Origin of the sequence: Eisenbergiella tayi (assembly GCF_001881565.1) — a bacterium.
GTDB lineage: Bacteria > Bacillota > Clostridia > Lachnospirales > Lachnospiraceae > Eisenbergiella > Eisenbergiella tayi.
Map to the genome: position 1 here is coordinate 88,387 of NZ_MPDJ01000009.1, position 19,177 is coordinate 107,563.

At 49.3% G+C, this 19,177-nt stretch carries 18 protein-coding genes and 1 riboswitch; of the genes, 2 read left to right on the forward strand and 16 right to left on the reverse strand.

The genetic code is table 11. The annotated features are described in order from the left end of the window. Window positions 1-332: 332 nt before the first annotated feature. A riboswitch (cobalamin riboswitch) is annotated at window positions 333-520 on the reverse strand. A 122-nt stretch (window positions 521-642) separates the two neighbouring features. From BLA28_RS26440 to BLA28_RS26465, 6 genes are all read right to left on the reverse strand, one after another. Continuing rightward, the gene (locus BLA28_RS26440; protein WP_069157184.1) at window positions 643-1,785 is read right to left on the reverse strand and encodes an alpha/beta hydrolase family protein; all 1,143 of its coding nucleotides are present in this window, start codon (window positions 1,783-1,785) and stop codon (window positions 643-645) included. A gap of 74 nt (window positions 1,786-1,859) precedes the next feature. Continuing rightward, window positions 1,860-2,309, reverse strand: a complete 450-nt coding sequence (locus BLA28_RS26445; protein ID WP_069153066.1) for a MarR family winged helix-turn-helix transcriptional regulator — start codon at window positions 2,307-2,309, stop codon at window positions 1,860-1,862. Between the two features lie 92 nt (window positions 2,310-2,401). Further along, the gene (gene lpdD / locus BLA28_RS26450) at window positions 2,402-2,752 is read right to left on the reverse strand and encodes a prenylated flavin chaperone LpdD (protein WP_069157183.1); all 351 of its coding nucleotides are present in this window, start codon (window positions 2,750-2,752) and stop codon (window positions 2,402-2,404) included. After that, window positions 2,733-3,323, reverse strand: coding sequence for a UbiX family flavin prenyltransferase (locus BLA28_RS26455; RefSeq protein WP_069157182.1), 591 nt, complete (start codon window positions 3,321-3,323; stop codon window positions 2,733-2,735). Before BLA28_RS26455 ends, lpdD begins: the two co-directional genes overlap by 20 nt. Further along, window positions 3,305-4,783 carry a UbiD family decarboxylase gene (locus tag BLA28_RS26460; protein ID WP_069157181.1) on the reverse strand — a complete coding sequence of 493 codons (1,479 nt, stop codon included), beginning with the start codon at window positions 4,781-4,783 and terminating at the stop codon, window positions 3,305-3,307. Before BLA28_RS26460 ends, BLA28_RS26455 begins: the two co-directional genes overlap by 19 nt. A gap of 11 nt (window positions 4,784-4,794) precedes the next feature. Further along, window positions 4,795-6,204: a subtype B tannase gene (locus BLA28_RS26465; RefSeq protein ID WP_069157180.1), complete on the reverse strand. Its 1,410-nt coding sequence runs from the start codon at window positions 6,202-6,204 to the stop codon at window positions 4,795-4,797. Between the two features lie 491 nt (window positions 6,205-6,695). Between BLA28_RS26465 and BLA28_RS26470 the strand changes: the two genes are divergently transcribed. Further along, the gene (locus BLA28_RS26470) at window positions 6,696-7,631 is read left to right on the forward strand and encodes a LysR family transcriptional regulator (protein ID WP_071699660.1); all 936 of its coding nucleotides are present in this window, start codon (window positions 6,696-6,698) and stop codon (window positions 7,629-7,631) included. On the opposite strand, the gene BLA28_RS26475 is transcribed toward BLA28_RS26470, so the two are convergent. The 6 genes from BLA28_RS26475 to BLA28_RS26500 form a co-directional block, all read right to left on the reverse strand. Next, window positions 7,613-8,944: a glycoside hydrolase family 30 protein gene (locus BLA28_RS26475; protein WP_069157178.1), complete on the reverse strand. Its 1,332-nt coding sequence runs from the start codon at window positions 8,942-8,944 to the stop codon at window positions 7,613-7,615. The two genes, BLA28_RS26470 and BLA28_RS26475, sit on opposite strands and share 19 nt — an antisense overlap. 150 nt (window positions 8,945-9,094) lie before the next feature. Beyond that, window positions 9,095-9,766, reverse strand: coding sequence for a hypothetical protein (locus tag BLA28_RS26480; protein WP_069157177.1), 672 nt, complete (start codon window positions 9,764-9,766; stop codon window positions 9,095-9,097). 172 nt (window positions 9,767-9,938) lie between these two features. Further along, a complete protein-coding gene (locus tag BLA28_RS26485; RefSeq protein ID WP_069157176.1) occupies window positions 9,939-10,793 on the reverse strand; it encodes an AraC family transcriptional regulator in 855 nt (284 codons plus the stop codon). A 279-nt stretch (window positions 10,794-11,072) separates the two neighbouring features. Then, entirely contained in the window at window positions 11,073-11,999 is a 927-nt protein-coding gene (locus BLA28_RS26490) for a hypothetical protein (protein ID WP_069157175.1), read from the reverse strand. Continuing rightward, entirely contained in the window at window positions 11,887-12,429 is a 543-nt protein-coding gene (locus tag BLA28_RS26495) for a hypothetical protein (protein WP_069157174.1), read from the reverse strand. The genes BLA28_RS26490 and BLA28_RS26495 overlap by 113 nt, the downstream gene beginning before the upstream one ends. A 110-nt stretch (window positions 12,430-12,539) precedes the next feature. Then, a complete protein-coding gene (locus BLA28_RS26500) occupies window positions 12,540-13,658 on the reverse strand; it encodes a serine/threonine protein kinase (protein WP_169897308.1) in 1,119 nt (372 codons plus the stop codon). Window positions 13,659-13,778: 120 nt separating this feature from the next. Here BLA28_RS26500 and BLA28_RS26505 point away from each other — a divergent pair, with 120 nt between their 5' ends. Beyond that, a complete protein-coding gene (locus BLA28_RS26505) occupies window positions 13,779-14,201 on the forward strand; it encodes a helix-turn-helix transcriptional regulator (protein ID WP_009253303.1) in 423 nt (140 codons plus the stop codon). Here the strand turns inward: BLA28_RS26505 and BLA28_RS26510 are convergent. From BLA28_RS26510 to BLA28_RS26525, 4 genes are all read right to left on the reverse strand, one after another. Continuing rightward, the gene (locus BLA28_RS26510) at window positions 14,198-14,875 is read right to left on the reverse strand and encodes an HAD family hydrolase (RefSeq protein ID WP_069157387.1); all 678 of its coding nucleotides are present in this window, start codon (window positions 14,873-14,875) and stop codon (window positions 14,198-14,200) included. The two genes, BLA28_RS26505 and BLA28_RS26510, sit on opposite strands and share 4 nt — an antisense overlap. A 76-nt stretch (window positions 14,876-14,951) precedes the next feature. Further along, the gene (locus tag BLA28_RS26515) at window positions 14,952-17,717 is read right to left on the reverse strand and encodes a glycoside hydrolase family 3 protein (protein WP_069157172.1); all 2,766 of its coding nucleotides are present in this window, start codon (window positions 17,715-17,717) and stop codon (window positions 14,952-14,954) included. A 127-nt stretch (window positions 17,718-17,844) separates the two neighbouring features. Beyond that, window positions 17,845-18,684: a sugar phosphate isomerase/epimerase family protein gene (locus BLA28_RS26520; protein ID WP_069157171.1), complete on the reverse strand. Its 840-nt coding sequence runs from the start codon at window positions 18,682-18,684 to the stop codon at window positions 17,845-17,847. 9 nt (window positions 18,685-18,693) lie between these two features. Continuing rightward, window positions 18,694-19,167 carry a VOC family protein gene (locus tag BLA28_RS26525; protein WP_069157386.1) on the reverse strand — a complete coding sequence of 158 codons (474 nt, stop codon included), beginning with the start codon at window positions 19,165-19,167 and terminating at the stop codon, window positions 18,694-18,696. Window positions 19,168-19,177 lie beyond the last annotated feature (10 nt).

Sequence of the window (19,177 nt, forward strand, 5' to 3'; positions counted from 1 at the left end):
GGTCCTTAGGCTGCGTCCTTGGAATGCTTTGCTTCCATTTGCAGCCTTAGTACCGCTGCGTGTTTATCCGAGCGAAAGCGTCCCCTCTAAGGACCTCTGCATGGCCGAAACCGGCAGCGGAGTCAAAGGGCCCAACAGGACAGGGATGCAGGCACAGGCTCAACGGACAGAGAGGGAAGGAATGTTTACCTCCAGTCAAAAAAATACCGCTTTTCGCAGCATAAATGCATACGAAAACCGGTATGAAATGCAGATCTGTATTCTCCGCCCGGAGAAGGCCCGCTTTTCGCACCCGGTCATCGCTCGTAACCGATGCAGGGAACATGCGCAGCATGCTCCCCTTATGAAGGGCAGGTCTTCTGGCTCCGGTATCATTATCGTACCACGCCTTCCCGGTTTCCCAGTGGCTTATTTGATACGACTCCTCCGTTACAGCGGCGGGACCGCAAGGGCTTTGCACCCTTTTCCCTATTATCCTGCGCGGCTCGGCCGGCAGGCACCTCTTCATATTATTCTTTTGTCTTTCTCGTATTATATTACGGAAATAAGGCGGAAGCAATCGTTTCTTTTACCTTTTGCATTTTCATTGGCAGCTGCGGCTACGGTTTCCGGCCCTGGTGCTGACACATCAAACGGCAAAAATTATTTTTTATCTGCAAATACATTATCCAGCCAATCCAGAATTGTATTCATAGCCAACATATGATTGCCGATCTGGCAATGCTGTTCCCCACCCTCTGCTTCCGTAAACAGACGGCTCGTTACGGATTTATCACTGTGCACCTTTTCTTTCAGCCGCCAGAACTGACTGAGGGGAATATAATGGTCTTTTTCCCCTGCCAATAATAAGATATCCTGTGTATAATGTCCGGTTATTCCATCCAAATTATGTTCGGCAAGCTTTTGATAAAACTCATAGGCTGTTTTTGTCCCTGTAATGTAAGTTCCCTGTGAAAGGCCCCAGTCGGCCAGAATACTTTTTTTACAGAGCAGGCCTGTAACGGCATTTATGATACCGGCCCATTGCTTCCGATAAGCGAGTCTGATCAAAGAAGAAACCGGGGCCGGGAAAATATTGGTCATTACCTCAAAGCCGTTATCCATCACATCATAAGCCACAGCCGCAGCAATCCTTTTTTCAAAGGCGGCACTTCGGAGTGCAAAATACCCTCCCCAGGATATCCCGATCATGGCACACCGGTTTAAGCCGTAAAAATCTATTACCGCCGAGACCGGTTTTTCGAAATCATATCGAAAATACATGTTCTGATGCAGGCAAATTCCCTGTCCGGGGCCTTCAAACAAAATTACCGTATATCCTCTTTCCGCCCATGTGCCGACCTGCAGAACAAACTCTTCCATAAAAGAATCATATCCGCCGCAGACAAGAACCGTTCCTTTCGAATCGGAAGCAGGTATTACAATACTGTTCAGCATTCCCTCTTCAAACGGAATCTCATCTTTCCTGTATGAGAGATGAAGCTCCGAATCGAAGCCCTTATAAAAATATTCAATGCATTTTCGATAAGTCTGCATTTTCTGCGGATTATCCGCTTTCATGAAAAACTCTGTCATACGGTAGTAATAGGCGGCATGAAGCCAGCGCTTCTCTCTTTCCGCCTTTTCTGCAAGGGTAAGCCATGCCTGATTCCACTGCGCAAACGTACGGACACAGGATAAGCTTTCCGTCACCTCCTGCCGGCTGCAGGCGGCATCCCCGTATGTCAATACCCGGTTTATCTGGAAGTTGAACTGCTTAATCGGATTAACGTATTCATATGCCATAGTAAAATTCCTTCCTTTCTTAATGTTAAGTTACTTAACAGACAGGGTAAAAAAACAGACTTTGCCGGCGCCGTCTATAATAAGGATTTCCACAGCTGCTGCATATCCCCAAAAAGCCGCACTAAAGTATCCATGGTATCAGGAGGGTATTTTTCAAAAATAACAGACAGCTGTTCCTGTAGCCATTGATGCTGTTTTTCATGTTCGGCACGGACGTCCTCTCCTTTTTGGGTGAGTTCCAGAACGACTTCATTCTCCGTTTCCGGAGAGGGCTTCTTTATGATGTATCCCTTTTTTACCAGCTTGCTTACCATCTGCGAAACAGCACTTTTAGAGATTCCCTGCTTTTTGGCAAGGGCCGTTATGTTTATTCCTTCCTGCGCCCCGACTGCGGCAACCGTATGAATCTCAGACAGACACAATTCCTGATCCGCCGTATGTAAATGCTTCTCCAACTGCCCATATTGGTTAACAGTCTGCAGAAATACATTACAAATCAGGTCCATATCGATAGGTTCGTTCATCTGTCGGCCTCCTTGTGTTAAGTTACTTAACAGTATAGAGTGCTTTTCATGCAAAGTCAACCTAAAGTTATTGACACCTTAAGCATTACCTTTTAAAGCAGTGAAATTTTCTCCATGACCTGTCTTCTCATTTCTTCCGTAACCTTTACAATTTCCTCAATGTCCTCCCTGGTCACCCCGTCATAATGAATCCCCGCAGTTACCGCGACAGGCATACCGGTCTGCCTGTTCAGGGAAGCCGCCCAGCTCTCACTGAGCACGGCTTCCCTGTGTCCCGGAAAAAGAATGGTCTCCAGCCTCTTATCGCAGGATACAGCGCTGACGGCGCCGATATGAGGAAGGTCGCCTCCGTAGAGATCCACGCGGATCCCCTGGTCCAGCACAAGAACAGAGGCAGTTATTTTTCTGCCTCTCCATTCTCCGTTACATGCAAAAGTCTTCATCCATTCCCTCCCATCTGTGATAATCCTCTCCTTCCATTCCGAACAAATCCAGAATTTTTCCCGTGATATGCTTCACACAGCAGTCCAGGGAATCCGGATGGTTATAGAAGCTTAATACCGGGGGCAGGATCACCGCTCCCATCCGGCTGAGCTCGTACATATTCCGCAGGTGGATAGAACTCAGAGGGCATTCCCTCGTCACAAGAACCAGCCTTCTGCGCTCCTTCAGCGTCACATCCGCTGCCCGCAGCAGCAGGTTATCACTGTAGCCGGACGCGATCCCCGCCACGGTTTTCATGCTGCAGGGAACCACAATCATTCCATCCGTGCGGAAGCTTCCGCTGGCCGGGGCCGCACCTAAATTATGGCTGTCATGGACATAATCCGCCATTTTTTCCAGCTGCTCAGGTTTCTGTCCGGTCTCCCTGCGCAGGGTCTGCACGGCTCCGTCCGTATAGAGCAGATGTGTTTCTATCTGCTCCCGACGCCCTTGCAGCTGCCGGAGCAGTTCCAGCGCCAGGGGCATGCCGGAAGCCCCGCTGATTCCCACGATTATCCTTTTTTTATCCATTTTTCCGGATCCACCTCCATAAATTCCGCACGTCTGAACCGTTCCTTCATCCGGAACGGAACCGTACAGTCAAAGATCGTTTTACAGGAAATCCCCACGTCCGGGATGGAGGGGCTGTAATCAGGCCGCTGGCTGGGGTCCAGGGGATGGCACCTTACGCCCGGAATAAAAATCGTGTCCACATCCCCCTGATACCGGGTGTTCAGCGCCCACAGTACATCATCCGTATCAAAAATATCCACATCCTCGTCCACCAGAACGACATGCTTTAATTCGGAAAACGCACTGAAGGCCAGCAGCGCAGCCTGACGCTGCCTGCCCTCATCGCTGGGCTGCTTCTTGGCAATCTGGAGAATCACCATGTATTTACCGCCTCCTGAAGGGTGGGCATATACGTTCCTCAGCCGCCCCGGCATGGCTCTTTCTATCATGGAATAAATACTGGCCTCCGTACAGATTCCTGCCATATTCACATGCTCCATCCCCGGGCCGATACAGGTCTGCAGAATCGGATTTCTGCGATGGGTCACCGCCCTGACACGGATCAGCCTGCATTCTTCGCTGGCCGGTCCTGTGTAGCCCGGGAATTCCGGCATGGCATAACCGGTATTGCTGCCCTGATCTTCACGGATTCTTCTTCCGGGAAGGATTTCCCCTTCGATGACATATTCCGCATAGGCAATGGCATTTTCCTGTATGGTCAGGCAGGGACACAGCCTGACCGGCTGTCTGCGCAGCGCCCCTGCTATGGACAGTTCATTAAATCCCAGAGGGGTGGTAGGCGGTTCAAAACAGGAAGTGAGGGAGATAGCCGGATCCACGCCGATGCTGATGGATATCGGCAGGGACTGCCCCAGCTCCTCGGCCCGTTCCGCCATAGCCCCGATATGTCTGGCGCCCGGAGTGAAAAAAATGGACAGCTCCTCTTTTCCCTGAAGGCACATGCGGTGTATGGTCACATCGCTTACCCCCGTATCCGGGTGGCTGGCATAGCACATGCCCATAGTGATATAAGGGCCGGCATCCACAGGTGTGTTGGTCGGTGCGGGAAGCAGTCTGCGCAGGTCAAAGCCTTCCTCATAAGCGTAATGCACCACTTCCTGACAGGATGCTTTTTCCCGTGATACCACGGGAGGGATCGGGTTCTGTGCACACTCGCACAATAACTGTCCCAGAGACTCCGGCGGGCATCCCAGCAAAAGGCCTGTTCTCTTCCTGCTCCCCAGGATTCCAATCACCGCCGACGCCTCCGGGAAGCCCTTCAGGTTATGAAATACCATAGCCGGGCCGTTTACCCCTGTCGGCCGCTTCACCGTTCCGCCTGCTCCCACATACCGGTAAACACCGGACAATTCCGCCATGGTATCCACCGGTACATCTGTTTCTATAAGCTGGCCTTCTTCCCCACGCAGTACCTGCAGCGCTGTCCGAAGATCCAAAATTTCCGTTCTGTTATCCATAGCCGCTCCTTTCAGTCCCTGCAGATGCCGTCAATCCAGGAAAAGAGTTCCGGCAGGTCATAATCTCCCGCATGAGGCAGTCCCCAGGGAAGATGATAATCCACCTGAATGCCCTGTTCCCGGAGCGCCGCTGCCAGCAGTGCGGAGACTGCCAGAGAGGTGTCTCTGTCGGAAGCTCCATGACGGATGCGGAAATAAGGCGCGGTATCACATGTTTTATCACCGATGTAATTCATCGGGTTCATCCTGCGGATCTGCCCTTCCTCCGCCATGGTTCCGCCCGCTTTGCTATGCTCCAGGCTGAACCTTGTAAAATGGCGGGATGCCGTCGTTTTATTCCCAAACAGTTCATTTTCCGGTGTCGTCAAAGCTACTTCATCAAAGGCCGGCGTAGTCTTCATCCTTGTGCGGTACGCCACATACTGTTCAAAATCCACATCCACAGCTTTCCCTTTCCGGACAGTAATCCATGGGAAACCGGAAAAATCCGTTCCTTCCTCCATCGCCTTCTGTATGGATTCCATAACCCGGGCTTTTACATATTCTTTAAAGCTTCCATTTCCATCTTCTTCTAATTTTAAGCAGTTTCCCTTTTCATCTTTCAAATGTAAACCGTTAACGTATGCATGAAATAAAATCTTAAGCTCATCCGACATTTTTCTTTGTTCCGCCGACTGTATTCCCGTCAGGGGAACCATCTTTTTTTCCCCTGTCTTCTCATCCCGGATCCCATGCATTCTCTGATAGTTATCGTAACCGTTAAATTCCCATTCATAGGCCATATCCCCATGCTCCAGGTTTGTAATAGGGCAATAGCAGGATGCCGCAAAAATATCATCCTCCGCACAGGCAGCGCCGGCTTCTTCAAGGAAGCTTTCATAATCCGGATGGTTCCCCGTCACTCCCAGCAGCGCAGAGAGCGCGCCTCCCGCGCTCGTTCCATTGGAAATAATATGGGACATGCTGCCGCAGATCCGATCCCGGTTATATTTAAGATATCTCACGGCGGCTTTCAAATCCACAATACAGGCCGGCGCACAGCCGATAAAGCTGCCGTCCTCACCTGTAAGCCCTCTGCCCCTCGCTCCCACAGATACGGCCACATAACCATGCAGCAATGCCCGGAACAGCGTGTTTGTCCTTCCCAAATGATTGTTTCCCGGTTTTTCCGGTTTTCCCGGCATATAACCGCCCACCGTGTTTGCAAGGAAAACAGGCGCCGTATTTCTGTCATATGCTCCGATGGAGCCTCCTTCCCAATAGGCTTCAGGAATATATATGTTCATTTTCTGATATTCCGGGGCCGACGGTCTTTTCACATAAACCAAATCCTCATATGCCCTGTATACCAGCCTCTTTCCTTCCGCCTCTGCGGTTTCCACCCGGTACCTGTCCGGATTAAATTCCAGATCGTATTCCATTTCTTATCCTCTCTTCCCTTTCTGTCCTTTGCCGCCGTCCGGCCTGCCCGCTGCACCGGAATTCTCTTTCCGGCACAGTGTAGGGACTGAACGGTTATTGTTTCTTACGCAACCTTCGCCCATGCCCCTGTCCCCTCCGGCCAAAACTTTCGGGGCTGCTGCCCTGTCCGGCTCCCCCTCCTTCCCTCTGCCGGCTATGCAGGGTTTCCTGTAAGGGGCGTATAAACTCGCCGGTCCTTAGGCCGCGTATTTTGCGGCCTTAGTACCGTTGCGTGTTTATCCGAGCGAAAGCGTCCCCTTTAAGGATTCCTGCATAGCCGGCAGAGGGAAGGAGGGGGAGCCGGACAGGGCAGCAGCCCCGAAAGTTTTGACCGGAGAGGACAGGGGCATGGGCGAAGGTTTCGTTTCTTATATTATAAAGAAAACATGGATTGCCAGGCAATTCGAAAAAGGATATAATATATTCCAAATAAGAATAAATAGGAGTTCTCATGAATATAGACTATCTGAAGGAATTTGTGGTACTTGCCGATAACGGCAGCTTCTCCGGGGCTGCGGAGGTTCTTTTCCTCTCGCAGTCCAGCCTGTCCAAGCATATAAAGGCGCTGGAACAGGAGCTTGACGTCCTCCTTTTCAGGCGGACCACACGCTGCCTTGAGCTTACGGAAGAGGGGGAGGTATTTCTTTCCTATGCCCGCCGGATATCCCGTCTGCAATATGAATACCAGACCGCTCTTTACCATTCCCGTCAGAAAAAAAGCTCCACTCTCACCATAGGCTCCATTCCGGTAATGGCCCAGTATGGCATAACGGTTACCATCCTGCTTTTTCATCAGAGCAATTCCTCTTTTCATGTAAATGTGCTGGAAGAAGAATCAACTGTTCTGAAGCAGATGCTGCGAAACGGCCAGTGTGAGCTGGCATTTATCCGGGAAGGGCAGGAAACGGAACCGGATTTTGTTCATATTCCTTTCGCTGCGGACCGCCTCGCCGCCGTATGCAGCAGTGATTCTCGCTTCGGAGAGGAAAAACAGCTTCTTCTCTCCGTACTAAAAAAAGAAAAGCTCCTTCTTTTGAATGAAGGAACTCTTCTTTATTCACTCTGTATCAGCGCCTGTGAAGAGGCCGGCTTTACGCCGAATGTTTCTTATACCAGCCATCGGATCGAAAATATCATTGATCTGGTTTCCAAAAATATGGGAACCGCCCTTCTGATGCAGAAACAGGCTTCTTACTATGCCAGGAACTCAGATATTAGGATAATCCCCATCCATCCGGAGATTGAAACCCACATAGATCTTTGTTATTTGAAGGGGCATACCCTGTCGCCTATTGCCAGACACTTCGTTTCCTGTGTTTACCTCAGCGGGGAGCAGGGAAACCATGACATACCTACGCCCGCCCGGAATTATACCACAAAGGTATGAAGGGAATGGGCCCCTATGACTGCGGAAAAACTCCGCTCCTTATGGCAGAAGCTGAAGGCACGGTCGTGATGCATGCTGTTCATCACCGTTATCACCAGCTGTCCGTCAGGGTTCTCAAATACCATGGCATTTGAAGTCCAGTGTCCTTTTGTATCCAGCAGCCTTGCCCCTGGTTTAATAAAATGGGAAAAATGCTTCATCAGGTAAAATTCCGGCTGCAGTATCAGTTCCCCTGTTTCTTCCTTTATCGTTGCCAGAGAATTCTGAGACCATCCCCAGCTGGAAACACCGCCTTCTGAAAGTGCCATATTCCAATAAGTATACCTCTCCGCACCATGACGGAAAAAGTACCACATGAGGAAATAAATATATTCCGCCTGCTCCCATTCATTCCTGCCGTCTCCGCATTCGCTCTCCGTCTGCATGATATGCATTTCCGGGAAGCTGGCTTCAATCTGCTCCAGCTGGTGCTTTCCGCCCCACTGCACTCCCACGCCGGTCAAATATTTCCGGGCGTCTTTGTCGCTTAGTATGGTATTGGCAAACTGATCATAAAACTCTTCATAGGGAGCACCAAAGCCCGAGCGGAAATCTGAAAAAGGCCCATTGATCGTCCCAAGCCAGATCTGGGTGTCCAGGCCGCTTTTTTCAAAAGCAGGCCCCAGATAGCCTTTGATAAAATCACGCATATCACTGCCATGCCAGAGACAGGAAGGGAATTTCTGATCCGCCATGGGCTCGTTCTGCACATGCACCATGGTTACCGGGATACCCAGTTCTTTATAAGCTTCCACGAATTTCACGAAATACCGGGCATAGGCATCCAGCACCGGCTCTTCCATGCGTATTCTTCCAAAATTGTATACCTTCTTTGTTTTCATCCACGCCGGAGGGCTCCATGGGGAGGCAAACAAAGTCAAATCCGGGCAGTATTTCTGCGCCGCACGGATAAAAGGCACCGTGTATTTCTTATCCCGCTCCACGTTAAAATCCTTCAGCTCATAATCGCCGTCCGTATCATCACAGCTGTACCATTCCAGGCTGAAGTCATTGGCCCCGATGGGGACACGTCCCATATTGAAGGCACAGCCTTCGGCTCCGTATAGCTCTTTCAAAAAACCTTCCCTTACTTCATCCTTCGTTTTCTGAAGGGCATCCCAGCCCAGTTCATTAAAACAGCCCCCGAAGCCAAGAATTTCCTGGCGCTTTTCTCCGGTCAGCTCCAGGGTGTCCTCATACATCCGGTCCCTTTCCACTTCTTCCTTTTTCCAATAGTCCTTTTCCTTACTGACAATGTGAATCACTTCGTTCATATATTCCTTCCCCTTTCCCGATAATGAACAGCTTGTATCTTTATTTTAATCTTTTTCAGGAGGGGGAAATAGGTGTTTTTTTTACGGAATAACCTGTCAATTTCTACTTTCCGGAACATACGCATAAGCAGCAACGCTTTCCAGCTTTTTTCATTCATGTATCAATCCGAAATGCGCAGCCAGAACTTCCATTGTTTCCAAACGGGTATCCGTCTGTTCATCCTCTCTGATAATTGTAAAAAAGCCGCTGTTAAGCCATTCCTCATATATTTCTCTGCTGTTCACTGCGGCTATACATGCCCGAAAGTTCTGCATGGTTTTCTCCGGATCCGGGGACTGCCTGATCTGAGATAACAGGAACTGCTTCTCTTCATCTTCCCTGTCAAAAAACCTGTCGACTGACATCGACTGAGGGGAGAGCATGACCGCAACCTGATGATAATCAGCTATCTGCCTGAGGATATCCAAAGGTATATTCGTATCGACTATCGTTTTTCTATCGCCGGACAGACGTATCAATTCCGCGATTTCAAAGTCCGCCGCTTCATAGCCGTTGCCTCTAATCCAGGCCAGATATTCATCCTGAGTTCTATTGACAAATTCCTGCCAGTCCTTCATCGTATTGAAATAACTCAAATTAGGCTGTTCCTCCGGTGTGATGATCTGCAGCAGTCTGTCCAATCCGTAATTTTCACCGCATAAAAACAGGTGATACTTTTCCGCAAGCATCCTGCACATGGTTGATTTTCCTGCATATGCAGTGCCATTTATAAAAAAACAGTTTTTCAAATAAGCCTTCAGTATATTATTATTGATATTCATTCTTTTCTCCTTTTGCATAACAACAAAGCCTGTAGATTACAGGCACATAAGAATATTCAGTTGTCCTTACTTATCTGATTCTATTGTTGTTATACAAAAAATGACACCACATTATACTTTCCTCCCAAAATATTAAATTTACATGGTTCCGAAGCTTCCGCACCCGTTGTCTCTAACTCTTCTTTCCGCCGCGTACCTTACCGGGCGTACAGCCGTAAACCTGCCGGAACATACGCATAAACAGCTTATAATTATAAAATCCATGTCTTTCCTGCAGCTCGCCGACAGGCAAATCCGTATACAGCAGATCCGTATAAATATGTTCCAGGCGGATCCTGTTCACATATTCCAGATAGGGGATCCCCATCTGCTCCCTGAAAAACCGGGAAAAATAAGCGGGATTCAGCCCGATTTCACCGGCTATGCGGCTAAGAGGCAGTTCTTCCCGGTAATGGCTTCGGATATATTCCATAATTCTGCGTATCCGTTCCAGGTTCTTTTCCGACTTCATTCGATCCTGCCTGGATATCTTCCGGGAAAAATAGCGTACGAGAAGATGCATAAGTGAAAAGATAAGGCTGTAGCACTGAAAAATATATCCTTCCTCCGCCTGCAGATATACGACGCCCAATTCTTTTATCCCGTCGCGAAGCCTGCCGTACGCTTCATAAATCTGCGGATCTCCTATTTCATATACCTTTTCTTCTTCTACCCGGAACATAAGGCAATGGATGTCCGGCATGAATTTTTCCAGCCATGCCATTGGTATCTGGAGTAAGATAGCCGTATTTCCTTCCCTGCACCTGGTGGAATGGATGCACATCGGGTCCAGCACCACAAAATCATTTTCCTTCAGAAGACGCCGTTCATTATTCTCTTCCACCTCCAGCGTACCCTTCAGCAGATATACAATTTCCAGCCAGTCATGGTAATGCTTATTGACCACGCTGCCGCTGTCAACAGAGAAATCCAGCTTAAAATCCATGGCATCATTGGGACTGATGATTTCATGCATGCACTTTTCCACTCCGCCGCGTCCCTTCTTTCCTTCTTTATCTTAATTCCTGCAGTAATTGAACAGACCAAATATATTCATTCCTTCTGCTAATTATATTTTGTTTTTTCGTATTCCACAAGTCCTATCTTTTTTCTTGTCTTTTCTCATAATCCTTCCGTTTAAGAGGTTACAGCTCCCGCCATCTATGGCATGCCGTCCGTTTTCTCACTCAAAGCAGTCTGTGCAGGACGCAGCAAACAGGCGGTACTCTGTCCTAAACCCAAGTACCGCCTGTCCTATGCCTATTTTTTATTTGGTAGTAAAGCTTATGGAATCCGTCTTAAACAAACTCTGGTAAGTATCGTTGTCCATTACGGAAAACTTCAATTCCACTTCATCCACACTGGTAATATTATTCTCTTCCAAATCACTGGAGAAAATGGTTAGTTCATCCACAGCCATCTTCCCGTCATACAGGGTTGAAGCGAAGATGGGATTAATCATAAACCCATTAATCGATACATCACTGCAGGTAACGCTGATTGTTTTTCCGGTATTATTCTCCAGATACAAAAGAATGCCTGCTCCCCAGAAGCTGTCCTCATCCACATATTTGCCCACGATACGTAGGCCATCCTGATTTACCAGTTCCTTGCCTTCGTCTGCGGGGCTGGTATCCATATTGGGAAAATCCGAAGTCTGAATGACCACTTTATCAAATTTAGTTATTGTTTCATAGCTGCTGCTGTCATAACTTTTAAAATAAATTTCAATCTGGCCGATATTATCGATTCCCGCCGCTTTCAGGGCGGAAGCGGACAGGTTCATGGTTTCGTTAGAGCTTTTCCCGGCCGCAACCTGAGCGGAAAATAAATCGGATATCATGTAATTATTCACAATCAGGGCATCGCATCCGATTCCCAGATCCTTATCCGTACTGTTCTCTATCAGCAATTTCAGCCCGGTTCCGAAAATCGTATCTTCTTCCAACCCCATGGCTGTAATTTTCACACCATCCTGATCAATGAGCACCTGTTCCTCGATGGTCGGGAGGCCGCTTTTTTCCGCTGTTTCCTCTTTGTTTTCCTCAGAAGCCGCTTCCACAGCCTTACTGTCCGAATCCTCAGCTATTGTCTTTTGAGAACCGGAATCCGAATTTCCGCTTCCTGCCGCCATCATAAGAAATACTGCCAGTACCGCCGTAACCGCTATCCCTTTTATTGTTTTCCTTTTCATATTGTCCTCCTCGTTTTTCTTTGTGTCTTTTTATCAAAAAGGCTGCCGGTATCATGGCCAGCCATTCCAATACTATGTCCCATATATCAAAGGTTCTGGTAAGAATACCTGCCAGCTGCAGGAATTCCGACAATCCGGCAAACACCATACACCCGGCGGTTATCCTTCCCAGGCTTCCCTCCTCTCTCCATATCAGGCACACAGAAAATACCAATGCATAAGCCCAGGCCATATCACATAAGTGATTCCTGGCGAAGCTTTGTATTATTCCGTTTCCTGCTTCCGGCAGGTATTCCAGAGGAAGCCACTGCTCCGCCAGCTTCAGTATGCGGATGTCTCTTCCGCAGAATACATAAACCAGCAGCCCCAACAGCAATGCCGTTCCGATATGAACTCCATAAAAAATAGAAGCTCTCCATTTATCTCCCATGTCTTTCCTGCCCTTCTGAAAAAAAGAAGAAGAATCCCTACATCAAAGATATAGGAATTCTTCTTCTTTTTGGTATGCCCGCAGCATACAACAGCCCGTCTCCGCCTCTGTTATCCAGGCAGCGAAGTTTCCAGGCCCATCCCCGCATAAGCCAGGGCTACTGTTAAAATAATCCTTATCACCAGCACCACATCTTTATTCCACCTGGAAAAGGGGAAAATTTTCCTGTCCCACTCGCAAAAGTTTGTGATAACCAGTAAAGGGATCCACATCATCATAAGGCAGGAAAGACCTTCCAGCAAAAATCCCGACACCCCTGCTTTCTCAGCGCCATTGCCCAAAAGCACCGCCGTAAACAGGGTCATAAAAATATACACCGCTATTGCAATCGCTTTTTTCCAGATCTTTCCTGTACGGAACCCCGGAATAATGGCTTTCTTACCCGGATCCTTTTCCTCCTCCGGCGCTTTCTCAGGCTCCGTACCATTCATCTTCCCCGGCATCAGGGCCTGGGTTAATTCATGGACGTTCTGATACCGGTCATTGGGATCAATCTGAATACATTTACGGATGATTCCTCCTGTCCGTCCGCCGGGAATGACCACTGTAGGGATTTTTCCTGTAATCATCACATTCAGCAGCACACCGATACTGTAAATGTCCGTTCTGGGATCCGTCTGCGCAAAACCGAACTGTTCCGGCGCCGCAAAGCCAACGGTTCCCAGGATCGTTGTATCCGCAGTCTGATTCCTTTTCACATTGCGTGCTATGCCCATATCCAGAATCTTAACCACTTTATCGGAGGATATCAGCACATTCCCCGGATGGATATCCCGATGTACCATGCCCAGGCTATGGATAAACTCCAGTCCTTTGAGCAGCTGCAGAATAATGGGAACCGCTTCCTGCTCAGGGAACATCCCCCTCTGATTCAGCAGTTCCTGAAGCGTGATTCCGCTGATGTATTCCGTAATAACCACACATTGATCCTTCATGGTTATCACATCCCATACCGGCACCACATTGGGATGGGGCTTATTCTTCAACTTCTCATATATTATCCCCTGTGCCCGGGGCATAATCTTCTTAATCACAAGTCTGCCGTCCGACACCCGTCTGGCCAGCACCGTCCTGTCTTCCTCCCCCGACGCCAGTTCGAGTATATCCTCATAATTTTCCTTCATATATTCAGAACGGATTTCTTCAGACATATGTGCTGCATTATCCATATTGCTTGTTCCTTTCTGCATTTTCCTTTGTAACGGATTCTTAATTACTTGACTCCGGTTTTGGCACCGGCTACAATGTATTTGCATCTATAACTATAAAGAAGGATTGGGAATTGATCAATGAAAAAATCAACACAGGAATTATTTGACCTGATGAAAAAGACACAAGCTTTCGATACATATATGGAAATCACCAAAGAAGAAAGAGTGGAAACGACCGTTTCCGCTGCCCTGGAAAAATTGCTGGAGGAAAAAAACATCAATAAAAGCAAATGTATTGAGGCCTCCGGCCTGGACAGGACCTATGCCTACCAGATTTTTTCTGGAATCAAGACGCCATCCCGCGATAAACTGCTGGCACTCTGCCTGGGTATGGGACTCACGCTGGAGGAAACCCAGACGCTGCTGAAGCAGACCGGATATCCTCCTCTCTATCCACGGACGGAAAGAGACTGCGCCATTATACATGCCCTGTACCAAAATCTTACCATCGTAAATCTGAATGAACTGCTGTATGAAATGGGTCTGGAAATCATCAGCTAGGCTTTTGCAGAGGATACTTCCTTCCCGTACAGGATTGGAATATCCGGGATATCCGTTATTTTTTCCACTTCAAAATCTGCCAGGGAACGATCGAAGCCAAAACGGTCGTCAATCACGGCTGCCACCTGCATTCCCGCCAGATGGGCGGCAGTTATTCCGGCGGTGGAATCCTCCGCCACCAGGCAATCCTTCGTATCGATTCCAAGCACCGCAGCCGTATGGATATAAATTTCCGGATCCGGCTTGCTTTTCCGAAAGCTTTCTCCGCTGACCACTACTTCAAAAAAATCCCTTATCCCATTATCTCTGAGAATTTTTTCCACAATAGCCAAACCGTTGGAAGAAGCCAGGGCCAGCCGAAGGCCCTTTTCCTGCAGCTTCCGAAGGACATCCGGCGCCTCCTTCCGGAAGACTTCCGTAAAATCCATAGACGGATAGGTGACAACCACTTTCTCTTTGTATTCCGCCAGAAGCTCCTGCCATGTCATTCCATTGTCCACGGCTTTCGCCACAATCCCCCAGCTTCCCTCGGAGGAACGCCCCACGGTTGGGTATAGTTCCTCCAGGGTCACCTCCGGATTTTTTCCTTTTGCAAACTGATACCGCAGGTTCAGATAGAGCATTTCACTGTCTACCAGCACCCCGTCCATATCAAAAATCACTGCCCGAATCATAACCTGTTTCCTCTTTCCGCTTCTTCCGCCGTAATATTTCAAACCCCTGAGCCGTTAGCTTCTGCCCATATCCCGGTCAGAATTCTTCCTTAAGTATCATTCGGATCTCTCCTAATTCAAGGCCTGACTGTCCGAAATAGAACTTCATATATTGATGAGGGAACCTGAATTCTCCCAAATCCGCACTGCGCGTTACCCATTCACCATCCGTCCCATTCATGGTAAAGGTAATCACGACTCCATGGTTCATAAAAACAGACATGGGAACCTGAGCCAGTTCTCCCGCACTGCATCTGGCAGTAACCTGCATCGCATAAACACCCTTATGCAGCAGCTTCACCCCTAATACAGCAGATGCTCCTTTTTCCGTGGAGAGAGAAGAAATGTCCAGTGCCGTATCCCGGCCGACTTCCTGATATACCAGATCCAGAAATTGGGCATCTTCCCCGGCCCCTTCCCGCTGCTCTCTCAATTCCTCTTCCGATATGCGATCCAGGAAACGGTCCATCACCGGCAGACGCATCAATACCCTGCAGATGTTCCGGGCGCTGCGAAGCAGCTCCCCCCTGGTAATCCTGCCGTCCGCCAGCCCTTCCATCGTGTTGTCCTCTCCGGTATTGGCCTGCGCATCGGAAACTACCATATACAGGTCATTCTGTGCCCTGACCATCGCCGCTGTATTCCGTGTGTCCCCTTCCTCTCCTTCCTCATTCATCTTCGCCCACCAGTCCGTCATAACCAGACCGTCAAAGCCCCATTCCTTCCGAAGGATTGTGGTGAGCAGATCATAACTTCCGGCAGTCCACAGACCGTTCACCGGCCCGTAGGTACTCATAACAGAAAGAGCTTTTCCTTCCTTCACTGCGATCTCAAAGCCCTTCAGGTATATTTCACGCAGCGCCCTCTCCGAAATGACCGCATTTGCCAGGTTCCTCGAATATTCCTGGTTATTTCCCGCAAAATGCTTAATCGTTCCGCTGGTTCCCGCTTTTCCCATCCCCTTCAGCTGGGCTGCCGCCATTTTGCCGGTAAGATAGGGATCCTCGCTGAAATATTCGAAATTCCTTCCGTTCAGAGGATTTCTGTGGATATTCATACCGGGTCCCAGGAGCAGATCCACCCGGTTGCGTCTCAACTCCAGGCCTTCCTTCTCAAACAGCTTCTCCACCAGCTCCTCATGAAAGGTACAGGCGAGGGAGGTGCCGTTAGGCAGGCTGAAGGCATGTGTGCCGCAGTCCATACGGATACCGGAAGGGCCGTCCGCACAGCAGCCAGCCGGGATGCCGAAATGCTGCAGACGTTCCGTGACACCGCCGAATGCGCCTGCCGTTCCGGGCGTCACCTTCGGGGAACACATCCCTTCTCCCCGAACGATACAGGCCAGATCCTCATCCGTCAGCTGGGCGAGAAAATCCTCCATATCGGCTCTTCCGTCATAGACATCTCCGAGAAGGATGCCCCTGTCACCGGTGCAGACAGGTGATGCAGGCCTGTTTTCCAGAATCCGCTGCGCCAAATCCACATTTCTTAAGGGCGCTGCTTCCTTCTGCATACAGAAGGAGTCTCCCTCTCCCACAGGCTTCATCCTGCAAAAAGGAGTAACAGGAGCCAGCGCTCCCTCCAGGCGTTCGGTCACGGTAAGTGTCTCCTGAACAAAGGCTCCTGCAAAAGAAGCGCTCCGCACATCCGTTCCCACATAGAAACCATAGCATCCTTCCTCCAGCACATAGCAGGATTTATGTCCGGTAACACCGCTGTCATCATAGGAAGCCAGCTCTTTTTTAGAAATACGGAAGGAAAGAATCTCTTCCCCGTCCGGCTGAAGCACTTCCGTTTTCCGGAAGGCCGCCAGACTGCGGAGAGGTTTTCCCAGCCGCCCCTGCGGAGGATTCGCATAAACCTGCACGACTTCCTTTCCTGCCAAGTCTCCTGTATTTTTCACACGGACCTGCAGCAGAATATCCTCTCCTTCTTCCCGGAAACCTTCCGTTGTTACCGCAAATTCCGTATAGGACAGGCCAAAACCGAAAGGATAGAGTACCTTATCCCTGGCTGCTGTTTCAAAGTAACGGTAACCCACGTAAATATCTTCCGCATATATATTTTCATATGGATCGCCGAAGCCGGCTGTTGAAGGATAGTCCTCTATGGAAGCCGCAATGGTATCGCTCAGCTTTCCGCAGGGACTGACTCTTCCGGTAAGCACATCAACCGCGCCGTTCCCGCCTTCCATACCGCCCTGCCATACATAAAGGACCGCGGAAGGCGCACAGTCCTCCACCCATTTCATATCGATAATGTTCCCCACATTCAGCAGGACTGCCGTCCTTGCAAAATGTCGGCTGACTGTCCGGATCATGGCTTCTTCCTTTTCCGTAAGCAGATAACTGCCCGGTTCCGCCTTTGTATCCTGATCCTCTCCCGCCGTACGTCCGATAATCACCAGCGCGGCATCACTCACCTGTGCCGCACGTGCCGCTGTTTTATCGTCCAGAGGCATTTCCTCCTGGGACCAGGGTTCCTGCCCCCATCCCTTCCCTTTGTCAAAAGGATGTTCCGTACACCACGCTTCGTATACACCGGCCAGTTCTTCATTTACCCGAATGGATCCTTCAACACGGAGCGCATCCAGAATTCCGGTCACATAACGGGTATTCACCAGACCGCCCGAACCGGTGCCGCTTTTATAATATGTAAACTGTATTCTTCCGAATACCGACACGTTTTCTCCTTCTCTTAACGGCAGCGTATTGTTTTCATTCTTCAGCAATACACAGCCCTCCGCTGCCGCCTGTCTCGCCAGCCTCTTATATTCTTCCATATCCAGATAATATTTCCCCATGGTTCCCTCCTGTTCTTTTCATACTCTTCCATTATACATAAAAAAAGCGTCCGGTAAATATGATTTTTACCGGATCGCTTTTCTTACCGCAGTCTTTGTGCTATTCTCATCCATCAGAGAAATATGGCTAATTAATAACCTGCAGCCCTGCTTTTTCCATTCTTTCTTTTAAATAAGCCACACTCTGCAGATACTCTGAATCCGAATGCAGATGCTCTATAATCATAGGCATCTCAGGATTCACTTTTTCCGCCAGACGGGCATATTTTTCCAGGTTCAGGATTCCTTCTCCGCAGGCCACCTCTTTCAGCTGGAAGGTAAATTCCTCCTGAAGGCATACATCCTTAATATGGCAGCTCTTTATATAACTGCCCAGCCTGTCAAAACAGGTTTCCATAAACGCTTCGTTCCCGAAGTATTTTTCGGGACTGGTGATCCAATTGGCCAAATCCATATGTACGCCGAAATGTTTTCTGTCCACCTCGGCTAACAGGGCGGCATACTCTTCCGGATTGGCCGGAGCCATCCAGGGCATGGGTTCCACCGTATAGAAGGTATTCTCCGGTTCGGCCCTGTCAATAATTTCCTGAATGGAACGCACGGTTTTCTTCCAGTGTTCCTGCGTGAAATTGCCCGGATAAGCCCCGTCCCACCGGCTTCCGCAGCTTCCCGTTATGTTCACGCAGCATGCAGCGCCGATTCTGTCCGCAAGCTTCAGCTGGCCGACACAGCGCTCCATTGCAGCCTGCCGCTCCTGCTCATCCGCAGCAAGAGGATTACACCAGGCACCAACCTCGGCAATGACAAGGCCTTCCTCACCGGCCGCCTGTACATAAGCGTTAACCAGTTCCTCAGAAGCCGTATAATCCACAGGAAATACCACGGCGCCGCAGCCCAGCTCCTTCATCCTGCGCGCCCATTGTCCGGGATCGTCATGTTCCAATGATGAAGATAATCCAATACGCATAATTACTCCTTATTTCTTATCGCTCTCCAGCAGTTCAATCAGCACCTTCAAATCCTTCGTCGCAGACAGATAGGCATATCTTCCGTCCCCGCTTCCGTATTCCCCTTTCTGCTCCAGAGTCATTCCGAATTCCTTACAGTTGTCAACAGCCTGCTGCATATTCATTCCCGCCACATTAAAAGCGAGATGATGTACGCCCTCTCCGTGCTCGTCCAGGAATTCTCTCCAGGTGGAGGGTTCCTCATTGGGCTGAATCAGTTCCAGCTGCAGGCCCGGTCCCACATCAAAAAAGGCCAGAAGGCTCTGCGCCCCGGGAGCAGGCTTTCCCTTATACTCCGTCTGTGTCACCGCATAATCTCCCGCTTCCACAGCAGACGGCTCCTCCACACCGAGAAACTCTGCCCATTTCTTCTTTGTTTCATAAATATCCTTAACAATAAATCCCACCTGCGCTACCAGGTTTGTTCCAACAACTCCGCTCATATTTTCTCCT

What these genes read in the sequence shown, in the direction of transcription:
- BLA28_RS26475 (WP_069157178.1), bottom strand. Translation starts at nt 8,944, where the DNA reads ATGAACGAAGTGATTCACATTGTCAGTAAGGAAAAGGACTATTGGAAA.
- BLA28_RS26510 (WP_069157387.1), bottom strand. Translation starts at nt 14,875, where the DNA reads ATGATTCGGGCAGTGATTTTTGATATGGACGGGGTGCTGGTAGACAGT.
- BLA28_RS26455 (WP_069157182.1), bottom strand. Translation starts at nt 3,323, where the DNA reads ATGGATAAAAAAAGGATAATCGTGGGAATCAGCGGGGCTTCCGGCATG.
- BLA28_RS26500 (WP_169897308.1), bottom strand. Translation starts at nt 13,658, where the DNA reads ATGGATAATGCAGCACATATGTCTGAAGAAATCCGTTCTGAATATATG.
- BLA28_RS26465 (WP_069157180.1), bottom strand. Translation starts at nt 6,204, where the DNA reads ATGGAATACGATCTGGAATTTAATCCGGACAGGTACCGGGTGGAAACC.
- BLA28_RS26520 (WP_069157171.1), bottom strand. Translation starts at nt 18,684, where the DNA reads ATGCGTATTGGATTATCTTCATCATTGGAACATGACGATCCCGGACAA.
- lpdD (WP_069157183.1), bottom strand. Translation starts at nt 2,752, where the DNA reads ATGAAGACTTTTGCATGTAACGGAGAATGGAGAGGCAGAAAAATAACT.
- BLA28_RS26470 (WP_071699660.1), top strand. Translation starts at nt 6,696, where the DNA reads ATGAATATAGACTATCTGAAGGAATTTGTGGTACTTGCCGATAACGGC.
- BLA28_RS26445 (WP_069153066.1), bottom strand. Translation starts at nt 2,309, where the DNA reads ATGAACGAACCTATCGATATGGACCTGATTTGTAATGTATTTCTGCAG.
- BLA28_RS26515 (WP_069157172.1), bottom strand. Translation starts at nt 17,717, where the DNA reads ATGGGGAAATATTATCTGGATATGGAAGAATATAAGAGGCTGGCGAGA.
- BLA28_RS26525 (WP_069157386.1), bottom strand. Translation starts at nt 19,167, where the DNA reads ATGAGCGGAGTTGTTGGAACAAACCTGGTAGCGCAGGTGGGATTTATT.
- BLA28_RS26495 (WP_069157174.1), bottom strand. Translation starts at nt 12,429, where the DNA reads ATGGGAGATAAATGGAGAGCTTCTATTTTTTATGGAGTTCATATCGGA.
- BLA28_RS26505 (WP_009253303.1), top strand. Translation starts at nt 13,779, where the DNA reads ATGAAAAAATCAACACAGGAATTATTTGACCTGATGAAAAAGACACAA.
- BLA28_RS26490 (WP_069157175.1), bottom strand. Translation starts at nt 11,999, where the DNA reads ATGAAAAGGAAAACAATAAAAGGGATAGCGGTTACGGCGGTACTGGCA.
- BLA28_RS26460 (WP_069157181.1), bottom strand. Translation starts at nt 4,783, where the DNA reads ATGGATAACAGAACGGAAATTTTGGATCTTCGGACAGCGCTGCAGGTA.
- BLA28_RS26480 (WP_069157177.1), bottom strand. Translation starts at nt 9,766, where the DNA reads ATGAATATCAATAATAATATACTGAAGGCTTATTTGAAAAACTGTTTT.
- BLA28_RS26440 (WP_069157184.1), bottom strand. Translation starts at nt 1,785, where the DNA reads ATGGCATATGAATACGTTAATCCGATTAAGCAGTTCAACTTCCAGATA.